This window comes from Spirillospora albida, from assembly GCF_000718255.1.
In the GTDB taxonomy this organism is placed as follows: Bacteria; Actinomycetota; Actinomycetes; order Streptosporangiales; family Streptosporangiaceae; genus Spirillospora; species Spirillospora albida.
Genome location: NZ_JOFJ01000003.1, coordinates 70030 through 85310, shown reverse-complemented (window position 1 = coordinate 85310; position 15281 = coordinate 70030). Strand labels below are relative to the sequence as shown.

The following is a 15281-nucleotide window of genomic DNA, read 5'->3' as shown; positions in this document are numbered from 1 at the left end:
GCGGGTGGTCACGGAGCCAGGGACCGGCGGAGCCGGGCCGTCGTGCGGACGGTCCGGCCGGCCGCTCTGCCCGCCGCGCGGGACAGGCGGCCCAGCGGGGTGCGGGACGGGTCCCGCTCCTGTTCGCGGCGGAGACCCGCGATCAGCTCCTCGACCGACTTGCGGGTCAGGTCGCGGACCTCGCCGAGAGAGCGCTCGTCGTCGTCGCGGCCGGCCCACGGGGTGGTGTCGATCGGGTCGCCGAACGCGAAGTACAGGCGCTGCGGGCGGGGGACGGGCGTGGGGCCGATGCCGCGGGAGAGGGGCATCACCGCGTCGTCGCGGCGGCCGCGCTCGCCGAACACGACCCGGGCGGCCACGCGGGCCGGGGCCAGCAGGGGGCTGTCCGCGTCCAGGACGGGGCTGAACATCTCCTCCACACCGACCGTCCCGAACGGGACGATGGGGCAGCCCGCCTCGACGGCCATCCGGGCGAAGCCCAGGCGGCCGTCCCACTGCAGGCGGTACCGGTCGCCGCGGCCGCGGGTGGCCTCCCGGGCGCCGCCCGGGAACACCACGACGTGCCGTCCGTCGCGCAGCAGCGCGCGGCAGTTGTCGCGGGTGCCGTCGACGGAGCCGCCCATGTCGAGGAGCGTGCGCCAGACCGGGATCCTCCAGTGCGCGTGGTCGGCCAGCGAGCGGACCCACACGCCGTACCGCCGGTGAAGCTCGAAGAAGATCAGGGGGGCGTCGATCACGCCGTAGACCGTGTGGTTGCCGACGAGCAGGACGGGCCCTTCGGGCGGGACGTTCTCCAGTCCGTGGAAGACGGGGGAGGTCCACGCGCGCCAGGGTTCCAGAGCCAGGTTCGCGGCCCGGATCAGGCGCTCGGACGGCGGTGTCCAATCGAGGGGGGAGGCCATGCCGCGCATCGTAGAGGAGCGCCGACCGGTTCCCTGACGCCAGGGTAAGGGGGCGCTGACAAGCCGCAGGTCGGGGCGTCCGCGTAGCATGCCGCCGTGAGCGTGCCGGACGTCCTCGACCACCTGCGGCGGCTCGGCATGTCCGGGTACGAGGCCAAGGCGTACGTCGCGCTGGTCGCCTCGGGACGGCCCGTCAACGGGTACGAGGTCGCGAAGCGGTCGGGGGTGCCGCGCAGCACCGTGTACGAGACGCTCGGCAAGCTGGTGGCGCGGGGCGCGGCGTACGAACTGCGGGGGACGCCGGACGCCACCGAGTACCTGCCGCTGCCGCCGGAGTCGCTGCTGGACCGGATGCGCCGCGAGTTCGACGGGTCGGTGGACGCGCTGCGGACCGCGCTGCCCGCGGTGGCGGCGGCGCCGGAGACGCATCCGATCCACAACCTCAAGGACGCGGCGGCGATGATCGACCGGGCCGGCGACGTCGTCGCGGGCGCCCGCACCGACCTGTTCCTGTCGATCTGGCCGGAGGAGGCGGAGCGGCTGCGGGGCCCCGTCGCGGCGGCGGCCGGGCGCGGCGTGGAGATCTCCGCCGTGTCGTTCGGGCCGGACACGCTCGGGCATGGCCACGTGTACGAGCACCGGTACCGGCGGGAGGACCTCGGGTACCGGCTCATCGTGGTCGTCGGCGACCGGCGGGAGGCCGTCGTCGGCGGCTTCGGTGACGGCGCCGCGTGGGGGATCTACACGGCGGATCCGGCGGTGGCGGTGATGGCGGCCGAGTACGTCCGGCAGGACATCGCCCTCCAGATCGTCGCGGCGCGGGTCGGCGCGGCCGAGCTCGACCGGATGTTCGCCGCGGAGCCGGGCCTGCTGCGGCTGCTCGGCCGGCCGTGATCACGGGCTGACGGTGCGCCGGACGGCCTCCGCGACGACGGCGGCCACGTCCCGGGTGCGCCGGTGGACCTCGCGCTGGACCATGGCGCCGTTGCCGCGGTCGAGGAGGCGGCCGAGCAGCCCGCGCACGGTGCCGAGGTCGCCCGAGCGCTCCAGCGCGGGCGTGACGTGCTCCAGCAGCGCGGACACGACCGTCCGGGCGCATCCGGCGTCGCGCCTGGCGGGATGGACGAGGTCGTCGCGCAGCCCGGACCGGCTCGCCCGCCACATCGCGAGCCGCAGCAGGTCCGTCCGGACGCCGTCCGGCGGGACCCCGGCCCGCCAGTCGTCGGACGCGGTGTCGACCAGGGCGCGCACCAGCGCCGCCATGAGCGCGGTGTCGTCGGCGTCGAGGCACACGTCCATCACGCGGACCTCGACGGTCGGGTAGTGCCGCGACAGCCGCGCGTCGAAGTAGACCATCCCCTCGTCGAGCAGCGCTCCGCTGCGCAGCATGGTGTCGACGGTCGCGCGGTACGCCTCGGGCGAGCCGAACAGCTCGGTGGGGCCGCTGGACGGCCACCGGCCCCAGACCTGATGCCGCCAGCTGTCGTAGCCGGTGTCGGAGCCCTGCCAGAACGGCGAGTTCGCGCTCAGCGCGAGCAGCGGCGGCAGCCATGGCCGGATGCGGTCGAGGACGGCGACGCCCTCCTCGGGCGACTCCACCCCGACGTGGACGTGGCAGCCGCAGGTGAGCTGCTCGGCGGCGGTCAGTCCGTAGGCGTCGGACATGCGGCGGTACCGGTGCGAGGGGGTCAGGGACGGCTGCACCTCCAGCGGCGAGGTGGCGAGCGCCGCGACCGCCGCGCCGACCCCGGCGGCGGCCCGGGACGCCGCCTGCCGCGCCGACCGGACGTGCGACGCCAGCGTGTCGAGGCTGGTGCAGACGGGCGTGCCCGTCTCGAGCTGCTCGCGCTGCAGCTCGGTCTCCAGCGGCTCCGAGCGCCGCTCACCCGCGAGGCAGACCTCCTGGTGGAGCCGCGCATATCTGACGACCGACCCGGACAGCGCTTGCGGCGCGCCGGTGACGGGGTCGACGAGGAGCAGCTCCTCCTCGACCCCGAACGTCCGCGGTCCACGATGTGTCACCAAGAGGTTGTGCCCCCGGCGCGCCGATGTACGTCAGGGGTTCAGCCACTCCGACAGGAGCGTGCCGGTCTCCTCTTCCGCGTCCACGTACAGCATGTGGCCGGACTCGATCTCGGTGATGGTCAGGCCCAGGCCGAGGGCGGTGCGGCAGTCGACGACGAACTCCGGCCGGACGTAGTCGCCGTACGTCGCGATGACCAGGTGGGTCGGGATGTGCGCGGGCGGCAGGACATGGGGGCGGGCCATCTCGGAGAAGGCGGTCACCATGGCGGCGGGGTCGATGCGCCAGTACAGCCGGCCGTCGGGACCCGGGGCGAGATGCGCGGCGATCTCGTCGTCCAGGATGCCGGGCGTCGCGCCGGGCCAGCGCCGGGCCAGCGCCGCGCGGGCCTCCGCCGAGTCGGTGAAGGCGGGTTCGGCGAGCCGCGCGCGGGCGCCCGCGTGGGCGCCGGACGGGTCGAGGCCGATCGAGGGGTCGAGGAGGACGAGGCTGCGGACGCGGTCGGGGGCGGCGCGCGCGAGATGCAGCGCGATCATGCCGCCGAAGGAGTGGCCGATGAGGTGGGCGCGGTCGACGCCCTCGATGTCCAGGGCGGCGAGGACGTCCGCGACGTGCTGCTCGGTGCTCCAGGGCGGCTCGTGCGGGGAGTGGCCGTGGCCGCGCAGGTCGGGGGCCAGTACCCGGCGGTCGAGGAGGTACCGCTCGGCGATGCGCCGCCAGCGCGCCCCGTGGCCCGTGACGCCGTGCAGGAGGACGACCGGAGCCCCGGACGGCGCACCGAACCGGTGAACGTACAGCGCCGCGTCGCTCATGGACGAAGGATAAAGCCGACAAGGGCGGTCGAAGGCACCGTGCCCCTCCCGCCGGCCGCTCGTCGTCCGTGTGCCGTCTCAGGCTAGCAACCGGAGCCTGTCGGTATGGGGAGAGTCACCGATTGTCACGTTTTCAGGGACGCAGCGACTGGAGGGCGAGGAGGGCGACGTGGAGGGAGACGCAGGTCTCCACGTCGTCGAGGTCGGCGTCCTGGATGCGCTCGATGCGGCGCAGGCGCTCGTAGAACGCGGGCCTGGACAGGTGCGCCCGCTGCGACGCGACCGCCTTGTTGCGGCCGGACCGCAGGTACAGCTCCAGGATGCGGGTGAGGTCGGTGCCGCGCGCCGCGTCGTACCGCAGCAGCGGCCCGAGCTCGCGCTCGACGAACGTCTGGACGCGGGCGTCGTCGCGCAGCAGATGGAGCAGGCCGCGCAGGCGCAGGTCGGGGAGGCGGTAGTAGAGGCGGTCGCCGTCGCCGTGGGCGGCGACGTCCAGGACCTGCTCGGCCTCCAGGAACGAGCGGCGGACGTCCCGGACCGACTCGACGACGGACCCGACGGCGATGACCACGTCGGCGCACTGCCTTCGGATGCGGGTCGCGGCGTCGGTGAGCGCGGCGTCGGCGTCGGCGCGGGCCGGCAGCGACACGAGGACGCTGACGCGCGCCTTGGGGCCGCCCGCGTCGAGGATGCCGACGAGGGCGGCGAGCCGGGCGTCCTTGCAGGCGGCGGCGGCCGTCTCGGCGAGCTGGGCGAGCTCGCCGCCGCCGTGCGGGCGCAGCACGGCGCCGAGGAGGCGGCGGCCGGACAACGGGACGCCGAGGGCGCGGGCGCGGGCCGCGGCCTCCTGCGGGTCGGAGTAGGCGTGCGCGAGGAGGCCCGCGATGATCGTGCCGTGCGCCTGCCGCTCCAGGCCCTCGGCGTGCCGGTCGAGGAGCCGGCCGAGCGCGAGCGTGGTCGCGGCCCGCTCGATCAGGGCGGTCTCCCGGGGCGTCGGCGCGGCGCCGAGGACGATGATGAGGCGGCCCCAGTCCTCGCCGCGGGCGCCGACCATGGTGACGAGCCACCCGGACGTGGCGTCGTAGCCCGTCCGGTCGGTGGGCCGCACGGCGCGGGAGCGGGTCTCCCACGCCGACAGCAGCTCGGCCGGGTCGCCCCCCGCGGTGGCGAGGACCTGGTGCGTCAGGTTCTCCAGGACGACGGGGTGGCCGCCGAGCGAGGCGACCTGCCGGACGACCTCGTCGGTGGACGCGCCCTCCACCGACAGCTGGGTGAACATCTCGTGCAGCCGCTCGGACGCGCGCAGCTCCGCGAACTGGTCCTGGACGATCCGGGCGTGGACGGCCTCGGTGATGTCGACGAACGCGGGCTCGTGGGTGAAGACGACGACGGGGAGGCGGTGGTCCTCGGCGGCGGCGACGAGAGCGGGCGGCGGCGCGGTGGCGTACCGCCGGCCGAGCTCGATCATGAGCCCGCTGACGCCGACGTCGGCGAGTTCGCCGATGTAGGCGCGGAGGCGGTCCGGCTCGTCCGGGAGGGCGATGCCGGTGGTGAGGACGAGCTCGCCGCCGTGCAGCAGATGGGCGATGTCGGTGACCTCGGCGACGTGCACCCACCGGACGCGGTTCCCGGTGCGGTCGGCGCCCGCGACGACGCGGGGCTGGCCGCGGCGGACCGCGTCCAGCCGGAGGACGTCGGCGACGGTCGGAAGCATCGGGCCGATGCTACCCGCGGGATCTCCCAGGTCATTACAGGGTGTCGGGCCTCGGGCCGCTGTCTTGACACTGTGCCGGTGGCCGGGCCGGGACGGGCGGCCGAGACTGGAGGGCATGTCGGAACACGCGGACCTGCTCCGCCGGCACCGGGCGGTCATGCCGTCCTGGCTGGCGCTCAACTACGCCCGGCCCATCGAGATCGTCAGCGGCGAAGGCGCCCGCGTGACCGACGCCGAGGGGCGCACCTACCTGGACTTCTTCATCGGCATCCTCACCAACATGATCGGCTACGACGTGCCGGAGGTGCGCGCGGCGGTGGAGCGGCAGCTCGCCACCGGCATCGTGCACACCTCGACGGCCTACCTGCTGCGCGGCCAGGTCGAGCTGGCGGAGAAGATCGCCCGGCTGTCCGGGATCCCGGACGCGAAGGTCTTCTTCACCAACTCGGGGACGGAGGCGAACGAGACGGCGCTGCTGCTCGCGGCCCACGCCCGCAGGAGCGACCAGGTCCTCGCGATGCGGCAGAGCTACCACGGCCGGTCGTTCGGCGCGGTGGCCGTCACGGGCAACCGGGCCTGGTCGAACGTGGGGTGCTCCCCGCTGAACGTCCACTTCCTGCACGGCGCGGACCGGCACCTGGCCCAGTTCGCCGGGCTGTCGGACGCGGAGTACACCGAGGTCTGCGTCCAGGACCTGCGGCACGTCCTGGCGACCGCGACGGCCGGCGACGTCGCCGCGCTGATCGCGGAGCCGATCCAGGGCGTCGGCGGGTTCACCATGGCGCCGGACGGGCTGTTCGCCGCCTTCAAGGAGGTCCTGGACGAGCACGGCATCCTGTTGATCTCCGACGAGGTGCAGACCGGGTGGGGCCGGACGGGCGAGCACTTCTGGGGCATCGGCGCCCATGGCGTGACCCCGGACGTCATGACCTTCGCGAAGGGCCTCGGCAACGGCTTCGCGGTCGGCGGCGTGGTGGCGCGAGGCGACCTGATGGACGGCCTGCACGCGGCGGGGATCTCGACGTTCGGCGGCAACCCGGTCTCGATGGCCGCCGCGAACGCGACGCTCGACCTCGTCCTCGGCCGGGATCTGCAGGCGAACGCCCGCCGCCAGGGCGAGACGATCATCACCGGGCTGCGCCGGGCGGCCGGCCGGTTCCCGTTCGTCGCGGACGTCCGCGGCAAGGGCCTGATGTTCGCGATCGAGCTCGCCGACCCGGGCACCGGCGAGCCGAGCCCGGCGCGCGCCGCCGCGCTGATGGAGGCCGCCCGGGGCCGCGGCCTGCTCGTCGGGAAGGGCGGCCTGTACGGCAACGTGGTGCGGATGGCCCCGCCGCTGACCCTCACCGACGCCGAGTCCGCCGAGGGGCTCGGCATACTGATCGCATCCCTGGAATCCATGAACGAGGCGTCCTCATGAGCAAGCACGTCACCCACTGGATCGGCGGGAAGCCGTCCGACCGCACGGCCGAGCGCGCGGGCGACATCTACGACCCCGCGACCGGCCGGGTGGCGGGGACCGTCGTCCTCGCCTCCGCCGCCGACGTCGACGCGGCCGTCGCCGCCGCGAAGACCGCCTTCCCCGGCTGGCGGGACGCGTCGCTGACGAAGCGGACCAAGGTGCTCTTCCGGTTCCGCGAGCTGGTGGAGGCGCACACCGACGAGCTCGCGCGGCTGATCTCCGCCGAGCACGGCAAGGTCGTGTCGGACGCGGCGGGCGAGGTGGCGCGCGGCCTGGAGGTCGTGGAGTTCGCCTGCGGAATCCCGCACCTGCTCAAGGGCGGCTATTCGGAGAACGTCTCGTCGCACGTGGACGCCTACTCGATCCTGCAGCCGCTCGGCGTGGTCGCGGGCATCACCCCGTTCAACTTCCCGGCGATGGTTCCGATGTGGATGTTCCCCGTGGCGATCGCGTGCGGGAACGCGTTCGTGCTGAAGCCGTCGGAGAAGGACCCTTCGGCGTCGGTGCGGCTCGCCGAGCTGTGGGCGGAGGCCGGGCTGCCGGACGGCGTGTTCAACGTCCTGCACGGCGACAAGGAGGCGGTGGACGGGCTGCTCCGCCATCCCGACGTGAAGGCGGTCAGCTTCGTCGGGTCCACGCCCGTCGCGCGGTACGTGTACGAGACCGCGGCGCGGCACGGCAAGCGCGTCCAGGCGCTCGGCGGCGCGAAGAACCACATGGTGGTGCTGCCGGACGCCGACCTCGACCTCGCGGCCGACGCGGCGGTGTCGGCGGGCTTCGGATCGGCGGGGGAGCGCTGCATGGCGATCTCCGTCGTCGTCGCCGTGGACCCGATCGGGGACGACCTCGTCGCCCGGATCCGCGAGCGGGTCGCCGGGCTGAGGGTCGGCCCCGGCGACGATCCCGAGTCACAGATGGGACCGCTCGTGACCCGCGCGCACCGCGACAAGGTCGCGTCCTACATCGACTCGGGCGTCGCGCAGGGCGCCACCCTGGCCGCGGACGGGCGTGAGGCGCCGGTCACCGGCGGCGGGGGAGAGGGCTTCTGGCTCGGCCCCACCGTCCTCGACCATGTCACTCCCGGCATGGACGCCTACCGGGACGAGATCTTCGGCCCCGTGCTGTCGGTCGTCCGCGTCTCCTCCTACGACGAGGCGATGGAGCTCATCTCCGCCAACCCGTACGGCAACGGCACCGCGATCTTCACCAACGACGGCGGGGCCGCGCGCCGCTTCCAGAACGAGGTGGAGGTCGGCATGGTCGGCGTCAACGTGCCGATCCCCGTGCCGATGGCGTACTACTCGTTCGGCGGCTGGAAGGCGTCCCTGTTCGGCGACAGCCACGCCCACGGCGCGGAGGGCGTCCACTTCTACACGCGGACGAAGGCCGTCACGGCGCGGTGGCCGGACCCGAGCCACGGGGGCGTGAACCTGGGGTTCCCGACCAACGGCTGACCCGCGGGACGGACGCGAGCGCGAGGCCGGCCGCCAGGCAGGCGAACGGCATCGCGGGGACGACGTAGCGGTAGTCGAAGTCGGCGCTCGCGATGGGGAACACCAGCAGGGTCGCCCCGGTGCCCCACGCGAGGAGCACCTCCCGGCGCCGCCGCCGTGCGAGCAGCACGCCGGCGGCGCCGGCCGCGAACAGCGCGCCCAGCGCGGGGCCGGGCAGGTACCAGCGCTCCTGATAGGCGATCATGCGGTCGGCGTGCGGGCGGACGACCCGGCTCGGGTGCTCCCCGCCGAAGTGGACGGCGTCCGAGCGGGCGGTTCCCCCGGCGGGCAGGCTCCGCCCGCCGGGGAAGACGTGCGGACGGGCGGGGAAGTGGTAGAGCGCCTCCGTCCCGGCGGTCGGGTGCGGGTGGCGGCGGGAGTCGAACGCCATGCCGATGCCGGCCCCGACCGTCCGGAGGTAGTCGCCGGGCTGGGCGAGGATCGCCCGGACGGCGAAGCCGCGCAGCGCCGCGTTCGCCTCCGGCGCGGCGACCGGGTCGAACACGCGGCGCGGCGGGATGTCGCCGCGCCAGATGAGGTGGCCGGGGGCGTCCCCCTCCGCCCTGATCCGCTCGTCGAGGCAGAGCGGCACCTGCTCCGCCGGCGGATCGATCTTCGCGCAGTCGGCGAAGGACGCGGTGCGGCCCCACAGGTAGAGGCCGTCCGTACTGGTCAGCGCGTACACGCCGTGCTGGGAGTGGAACCAGGCGGCGTAGGCGGCGAGCGGGAGGGCGGCGGCGGCGCCGAAGGCCAGTGCCGGACGCCAGGCCGCCGCCGTGAGCCACCTGGGACGGCGCGTCCCCGCGCGGCGTCGCAGCAGCACCCACAGCAGGACGGCCGGCACGAGCGGCACCCCGGCGGACCGTACGAGCACCGCGTAGCCGATCAGCAGCCCCGCGGCGGCCGCAGCCCACCAAGGCGGGACCGGGGGATCGTCGCCCGGCGCGCCGGTGCGCCACAGCAGGAGCGTCAGCGCGGCCATGATGAGGAAGGTGAAGAGCGTCTCCGACATCAGGAGGTGCTCGAGCTCCACCTGGTACGCGTCGTACAGCAGCGGCAGCGTGACGAGCGTGCCCGCCCAGGCGGGGAGCCCGGCCCGGCACAGCAGCGCGTACGCGAGCCCGGCGACGGCGAGGCCCATGAGGTGCTGGACGGCGACGATCGCGGTGAGGCTGTGCAGCGGTTCCAGCAGGCGCAGCAGGAACGGGTAGCCGAGGGTCTTGCTCGGCGACGGGGAGGGCCGCAGCGCGTAGCCGAGGTAGAAGTAGGAGTCCCCGGTGAACCACAGCCCGTTGGGGTAGGCGCGGACGGCGGTCCAGCGCAGCACCGCGCCGCCGGCCAGCGCCAGCAGGAACGGCACGTGCCGAAGCCCAGGACGAATCGCCCAACGGGTAGCAGAATAGAACAATCCCCCTGGGGTCACGCGGCTCCATCCCGGCGAATCATGGACAGGGGCGGCCACGTTAGGACGCGGGGGTGGCCTGCCGGTGAACCGGATATTGCTCGCGTACGGCATACGTCCGACGAACGTGATGAAATCGCAGGTCCAGCGCTGTTCGCGACTTTCTTCCTCGCGCAGGTTTCCGTCGTTGATTTCCGTCGTGCTGCGCGAAAGGGATAATAGCTACATCTGTTGACTGGGTCTGTGGCGGACGACACACTCGGACTGTCGCCATTCATCAGGCGCATTTCAATGGTCAGGATCCAGAGTCAGGGTCCCGGGACGGGACCCCGGATCGGGATCCGACGTGGGGACCGGGAGTCGCGCGATGACCGCTGAAGAACACGCGGCGGAGGCCGAGGCGCTCGGCCGGCGCTACCCCGGCTGGACGTTCTGGTTCGGCCGCGCCACCCGCACCTGGTGGGCGCTGCCGCCGGCGCGGTCCCGCGCCCGCGACCTGATCGAGGCCGGCACACCGCAGGCCCTCATCGCACGGATCGAGGTGGTTCGGCAGGTTCCAGACCGGCGCTCCGCGCCCATCGGCGCGGCGCCCACCGACGGCCCACGGCCGTCCCCCCAGCCCCGGCAGGACGCGCGGCGTCCCTCGAACCTCCTCCGTCTCGAGGGCGTCACACCGCCGCCGTTCCGCCGGGTACCGGTGATCGCGTGGCCAGGCAGCACTGCAAGGTGATCCGCTGTTCCCCAACCTCGCCACGTCCGCCGGTGCCGCCGCGGCCCAGGACGGGCGGCAGCCCGCGCCGTATCCCTCTCCAGCAACCTCCGTGTACGGCGCGGACGCCAGCACCCGCCGTCCTCCCGGGCCGCGGCGGCCCTCTTTCGCCATGAAAGGCATGCGATAAAGGCCGCCGTACGGCGAATGCCGCGTTGACACTTTCGGTAAATCGCCGCTCTCTGCTTTCGCCTCGTCGGTATGCCGGATGGAAACCGACGATAAATTCGCCGCCGCCCCCGCGTGGGCACGCGAGCGGCGGTCCCGGCGCTCGGCCGGCCACCCGATGTCGCGCCCGGCGCCGGTCCGGCCGCCGGAAGGCGCTACGCTCGCCGACGGGCCGCGCGCGAGGGGACCGGGGCCCGCGGCGGGAACGGATCGGGAGCGACATGCGGCGGACGGCCACGACGTTGGTCGGCAAAGGGCGGGCCGGTGCGGCGCGGGCCGGTACACGGCGCGCCGGGGCGGCCCTCGTGGTCGCGGCGGGCCTGGTGGCGGCGGGCCTCGGCGCCTGCAGCGACGAGGAGCCGGCGCGTCCCGCGGGCAGCACCGCGGTGGCGAAGGCCGTCGGCCCCGGCGAGGGCGCGCTCAGCATCGTCGCCCTGGCCGGCGCGATCGAGGCCGGCACCGCCGACCCGCGCGTCGACTGGGTCGCGCCCTTCCAGAAGCAGACCGGCTGCAAGGTCGCCTGGAAGATCGCCAAGGACGGCGGCGAGCTGATCGAGCTCATGCGCCAGGGCGGCCGCCGCTACGACGGCGTCGCCGCGCCGCCCGAGGTCGCCGGCCGGCTGATCGCCGAGCGGCAGGTCGCGCCGGTGAACACGGCCCTCGTGGACGGCTACACGAAGCTGGAGCCGCGGCTCCGCGACCTCCTGAAGCGCGAAGGCACGGTCTACGGCGTCCCCTACGTGTGGGGCACCAACGTGCTCATGTACGACACCCGCACGGTGCCGCCGCCGGGCGGCCGGTCCGCGCTGTTCGACCCGGACCAGGCGCGCCGCTGGTCGGGCCGCATCGTCCTGCGCGACGACCCCATGACGATCGCCGAGGCCGCGCTCTACCTCAAGGCGGAGAACCGCAAGCTGAAGATCCGCGACCCGTTCGCGCTGACCCCGCGCCAGCTCGCCGCCGCGAAGGAGGTGCTCGCCTCGCAGCGCCCTCACGTCAAGGCGTACTGGCGGGAGGGGGCCGACGTGGTGAGCGCGTTCGCCGGCGGGACGGCGTCGCTCGGCATGGCGACCTCCCATCCGGTGGACGTCCTCACCCGGGCGGGGCGGCCCGTGCAGGGCGCCCTCCCGTCCGAGGGCGTGACCGGATGGACGGACGCGTGGCTGATCGGCGCGCGGGCCGAGCACCCCAACTGCATGTACCAGTGGCTGCGCTGGACCGCGTCGCCCGACGTCCAGCGGCAGGTCGCCGCGTGGAACGGGGTCGCGCCCGCCAACCCGCAGGCCTGCACCGGTGATCGTCTGAGCGCCGGGTTCTGCGCCGCGCACCGCGTCGGCGACCGCGGCCACATCGGCAGGGTGGTCTTCGCGCACGCGCCGGTGAAGGAGTGCGGCAAGGACCCCGAGAAGCGGGAGTGCACCGACTACGCCGAGTGGACGAAGGCGTGGATCGAGGCGACGCAGATGCCGCCGCCGACGGCGCGGCCGACGCGGACGCCGTAGCGGAGATCGGCGGCCTTTCCCCCGGCGCGCCCGGCCGCCCCCAGCCGAGCGCGCCTCACGGGGTGGTCCCGGATCTCCCCCCGAACACCCGGGTCACCCTTCTCCCTGGAGAGACTTCACGGCGGCGACGTGACGTCGCGCCGCATGCGCCGGCCCGGCTCTCCGACCGGGCGTCCGGCGACCATGAGCGGTTCCCGGGGTCCCCGGCGTGCCCGGGGTACCGGCGGGGCGGGTGCGCACTCCGCGCACGCGAACACCCCGGACGAGTCCGGCAGGCGGCCGACGCGGACGCGCGGCCGGGGCCATCTCTTGCGGCAGACGACACAGGCGTCGCCCAGCCGCTGGGCCGTGCTCAGCCCGCGCGGGTCGATCACCGGTTCGCCCGTCTGGCCCATGTCCCCATCCCCCCGAGGGAAGTCAGCTCACTGCTCCCTTTATAGGACGGGGATCTTGTTGTCCCAGCTAGCGCAGGTGAAAAGGCCGGTAAAGGCTCCCGTGTCGGCACGAGGCGGAACGTGCCCGACAATGGGGCGGTGACATCTCCCTCAAGCGTGGTCGTGCTCGGGTCCACCGGCTCGATCGGAACCCAGGCCCTCGACGTGATCCGGCGCAACCCCGGGCGGTTCCGGGTCGCTGGTCTCGCCGCCGGCGGCGGCCGGGTGGACCTCCTCGCCGCGCAGGCCCTGGAGTTCCGGCCCGAGATCGTCGCGGTGGCGAAGGCGTCGGCGGCGCAGGACCTGCAGCTGGCGTTCTACGCCGAGGCGAAGCGCCGCGGCTACGCGTCCGGCGACTACCCGATCCCGAAGATCGTCGCGGGTCCGGAGGCGGTGGCGGAGGTCGCGGCGTGGCCGTGCGACACCGTGCTGAACGGCGTGACGGGCGCGCTCGGCCTGGCGTCCACCCTGGCCGCGCTGGACGCGGGCCGGACCCTCGCCCTCGCCAACAAGGAGTCGCTGATCGTCGGCGGCCCGCTGGTGAAGGAGCGGGCGCGTCCGGGGCAGATCGTCCCGGTCGACTCCGAGCACTCGGCGCTGGCGCAGTGCCTGCGCGGCGGGCGGGCGGACGAGGTGCGGCGGCTCGTGCTGACCGCGAGCGGCGGCCCGTTCCGCGGCCGCACCCGCGCCGAGCTCGCGGACGTGACGCCGGAGCAGGCGCTGAACCACCCCACCTGGGACATGGGCCCGGTGGTGACGATCAACTCGGCGACGCTGGTGAACAAGGGCCTGGAGGTCATCGAGGCGCACCTGCTGTTCGACGTGCCGATGGACCGGATCGAGGTCATGGTGCACCCGCAGTCGGTCATCCACTCGATGGTGGAGTTCACCGACGGCTCCACCATCGCCCAGGCCAGCCCGCCCGACATGCGGCTGCCGATCGCGCTCGGCATGACCTGGCCGGACCGGGTCCCGGACGCGGCGCCCGGAGTCGACTGGACGAAGGCGCACACGTGGGAGCTGTTCCCGCTGGACGACGAGGCGTTCCCGGCGGTGGCGCTCGCCCGCCGCGCCGGCGAGCTCGGCGGGACGGTCCCCGCCGTCTACAACGCGGCGAACGAGGAGTGCGTGGAGGCGTTCCGCGCGGGCCGCCTCCCGTTCCTCGGGATCGTCGACACGATCGACCGGGTCGTGGACGAGCACGTCCGCGGCACGGGCGTCCCGGGGGCGGTGACGGTGGAGGACGTCCTCGAGGCCGACGCGTGGGCCCGCACCCGGGCCCGGGAGCTCGCCTAGCCGTATGCGGCCGTACGCGCGCATATGCCGGGGACAGGTCGGCGTCACCGCATGCGTCCGGGGCGCCTAGTCTTGTACGGGCCGGGCCGTAGCCGGCGACCAGAGGAGAGGGATGAGCGTTTCACTGGGTATTCCGACGATCCGCGGCACCGGCGAGGGACCGCGTCCGGTGGCGCCGCGCCGCGCGTCCCGGCAGATCATGGTCGGGAGCGTGCCGGTCGGCGGCGACGCCCCGGTGTCGGTGCAGTCCATGACCACGACCCTCACCGCCGACGTGAACGCGACGCTCCAGCAGATCGCGGAGCTGACGGCGTCCGGCTGCCAGATCGTCCGGGTGGCGTGCCCGTCGCAGGACGACGCGGACGCGCTGCCCGCGATCGCGAGGAAGTCGCCGATCCCCGTCATCGCCGACATCCACTTCCAGCCGAAGTACGTGTTCGCGGCGATCGACGCCGGGTGCGCGGCGGTCCGGGTGAACCCCGGCAACATCAAGAAATTCGACGACAAGGTCGGCGAGATCGCGCGCGCCGCGAAGGACGCGGGCGTCCCCATCCGGATCGGCGTGAACGCGGGGTCGCTCGACAAGCGCCTGCTGGAGAAGTACGGCAGGGCGACGCCTGAGGCGCTGGTCGAGTCGGCGCTGTGGGAGTGCTCGCTGTTCGAGGAGCACGACTTCCGGGACATCAAGATCTCGGTCAAGCACAACGACCCGGTCGTGATGATCGAGGCGTACCGGCAGCTCGCCGCCGCCTGCGACTACCCGCTGCACCTCGGCGTCACCGAGGCCGGCCCCGCCTTCCAGGGGACGATCAAGTCGGCGGTGGCGTTCGGCGCGCTGCTCTCGCAGGGCATCGGCGACACGATCCGGGTGTCGCTGTCGGCGCCTCCGGTCGAGGAGGTCAAGGTCGGCACGCAGATCCTGGAGTCGCTCGGCCTTCGGGAGCGCGGGCTGGAGATCGTGTCCTGCCCGTCGTGCGGCCGCGCCCAGGTGGACGTCTACACCCTCGCCGAGCAGGTCACCGCCGGTCTGAAGGACTTCCCCGTCCCGCTGCGGGTGGCGGTGATGGGCTGCGTCGTGAACGGTCCGGGGGAGGCCCGCGAGGCCGACCTCGGTGTCGCGTCCGGCAACGGCAAGGGCCAGATCTTCGTGAAGGGCGAGGTCATCAAGACCGTGCCGGAGGCGCAGATCGTCGAGACGCTGATCGAGGAGGCGATGCGGATCGCCGAGGAGATGGGGATCGAGATCGCCGAGGACGGGTCCGTGTCGGGGCCCGGTGCCGAGGTCGTCGTCGGCTGACCTCCGC

The 15281-nt window shown here is 73.9% G+C and carries 12 protein-coding genes; 7 read left to right on the top strand and 5 right to left on the bottom strand.

Translation table 11 applies throughout. The annotated features are described in order from the left end of the window. Positions 1 to 8: 8 nt before the first annotated feature. Positions 9 to 902 carry a lysophospholipid acyltransferase family protein gene (locus IE99_RS0104910; RefSeq protein WP_051712052.1) on the bottom strand — a complete coding sequence of 298 codons (894 nt, stop codon included), beginning with the start codon at positions 900 to 902 and terminating at the stop codon, positions 9 to 11. A 96-nt stretch (positions 903 to 998) separates the two neighbouring features. Between IE99_RS0104910 and IE99_RS0104905 the strand changes: the two genes are divergently transcribed. Then, positions 999 to 1796, top strand: a complete 798-nt coding sequence (locus IE99_RS0104905; RefSeq protein ID WP_030164225.1) for a TrmB family transcriptional regulator — start codon at positions 999 to 1001, stop codon at positions 1794 to 1796. Here IE99_RS0104905 and IE99_RS0104900 read toward each other — a convergent pair whose 3' ends face one another. From IE99_RS0104900 to IE99_RS0104890, 3 genes are all read right to left on the bottom strand, one after another. Next, positions 1797 to 2924 (bottom strand): glutamate--cysteine ligase, encoded by a 1128-nt coding sequence (locus IE99_RS0104900; protein WP_030164222.1) that lies wholly within the window; start codon positions 2922 to 2924, stop codon positions 1797 to 1799. Positions 2925 to 2957: 33 nt separating this feature from the next. Next, positions 2958 to 3737, bottom strand: a complete 780-nt coding sequence (locus IE99_RS0104895) for an alpha/beta fold hydrolase (protein ID WP_030164217.1) — start codon at positions 3735 to 3737, stop codon at positions 2958 to 2960. A 133-nt stretch (positions 3738 to 3870) separates the two neighbouring features. Next, positions 3871 to 5451, bottom strand: a complete 1581-nt coding sequence (locus IE99_RS0104890; protein WP_030164215.1) for a PucR family transcriptional regulator — start codon at positions 5449 to 5451, stop codon at positions 3871 to 3873. A 115-nt stretch (positions 5452 to 5566) separates the two neighbouring features. Between IE99_RS0104890 and IE99_RS0104885 the strand changes: the two genes are divergently transcribed. Both IE99_RS0104885 and IE99_RS0104880 read left to right on the top strand, forming a co-directional pair. Beyond that, complete coding sequence (locus IE99_RS0104885) at positions 5567 to 6871, top strand: aspartate aminotransferase family protein (RefSeq protein ID WP_051712050.1); 1305 nt, start codon at positions 5567 to 5569, stop codon at positions 6869 to 6871. Continuing rightward, positions 6868 to 8367 carry a CoA-acylating methylmalonate-semialdehyde dehydrogenase gene (locus IE99_RS0104880; protein WP_030164208.1) on the top strand — a complete coding sequence of 500 codons (1500 nt, stop codon included), beginning with the start codon at positions 6868 to 6870 and terminating at the stop codon, positions 8365 to 8367. Before IE99_RS0104885 ends, IE99_RS0104880 begins: the two co-directional genes overlap by 4 nt. On the opposite strand, the gene IE99_RS0104875 is transcribed toward IE99_RS0104880, so the two are convergent. After that, complete coding sequence (locus IE99_RS0104875) at positions 8303 to 9766, bottom strand: hypothetical protein (protein WP_051712048.1); 1464 nt, start codon at positions 9764 to 9766, stop codon at positions 8303 to 8305. The genes IE99_RS0104880 and IE99_RS0104875 overlap by 65 nt on opposite strands. A gap of 409 nt (positions 9767 to 10175) precedes the next feature. Here IE99_RS0104875 and IE99_RS0104870 point away from each other — a divergent pair, with 409 nt between their 5' ends. The 4 genes from IE99_RS0104870 to ispG all read left to right on the top strand — a co-directional run bounded on the left by IE99_RS0104870 (position 10176) and on the right by ispG (position 15274). Then, complete coding sequence (locus tag IE99_RS0104870; protein WP_030164202.1) at positions 10176 to 10538, top strand: hypothetical protein; 363 nt, start codon at positions 10176 to 10178, stop codon at positions 10536 to 10538. A 428-nt stretch (positions 10539 to 10966) separates the two neighbouring features. Further along, positions 10967 to 12247: an ABC transporter substrate-binding protein gene (locus IE99_RS0104865; protein WP_051712046.1), complete on the top strand. Its 1281-nt coding sequence runs from the start codon at positions 10967 to 10969 to the stop codon at positions 12245 to 12247. A 533-nt stretch (positions 12248 to 12780) separates the two neighbouring features. Then, positions 12781 to 13977 (top strand): 1-deoxy-D-xylulose-5-phosphate reductoisomerase, encoded by a 1197-nt coding sequence (gene dxr, locus IE99_RS0104855; protein WP_030164194.1) that lies wholly within the window; start codon positions 12781 to 12783, stop codon positions 13975 to 13977. A gap of 112 nt (positions 13978 to 14089) precedes the next feature. Next, a complete protein-coding gene (gene ispG, locus IE99_RS0104850) occupies positions 14090 to 15274 on the top strand; it encodes a flavodoxin-dependent (E)-4-hydroxy-3-methylbut-2-enyl-diphosphate synthase (RefSeq protein ID WP_030164193.1) in 1185 nt (394 codons plus the stop codon). Positions 15275 to 15281: the final 7 nt, after the last annotated feature.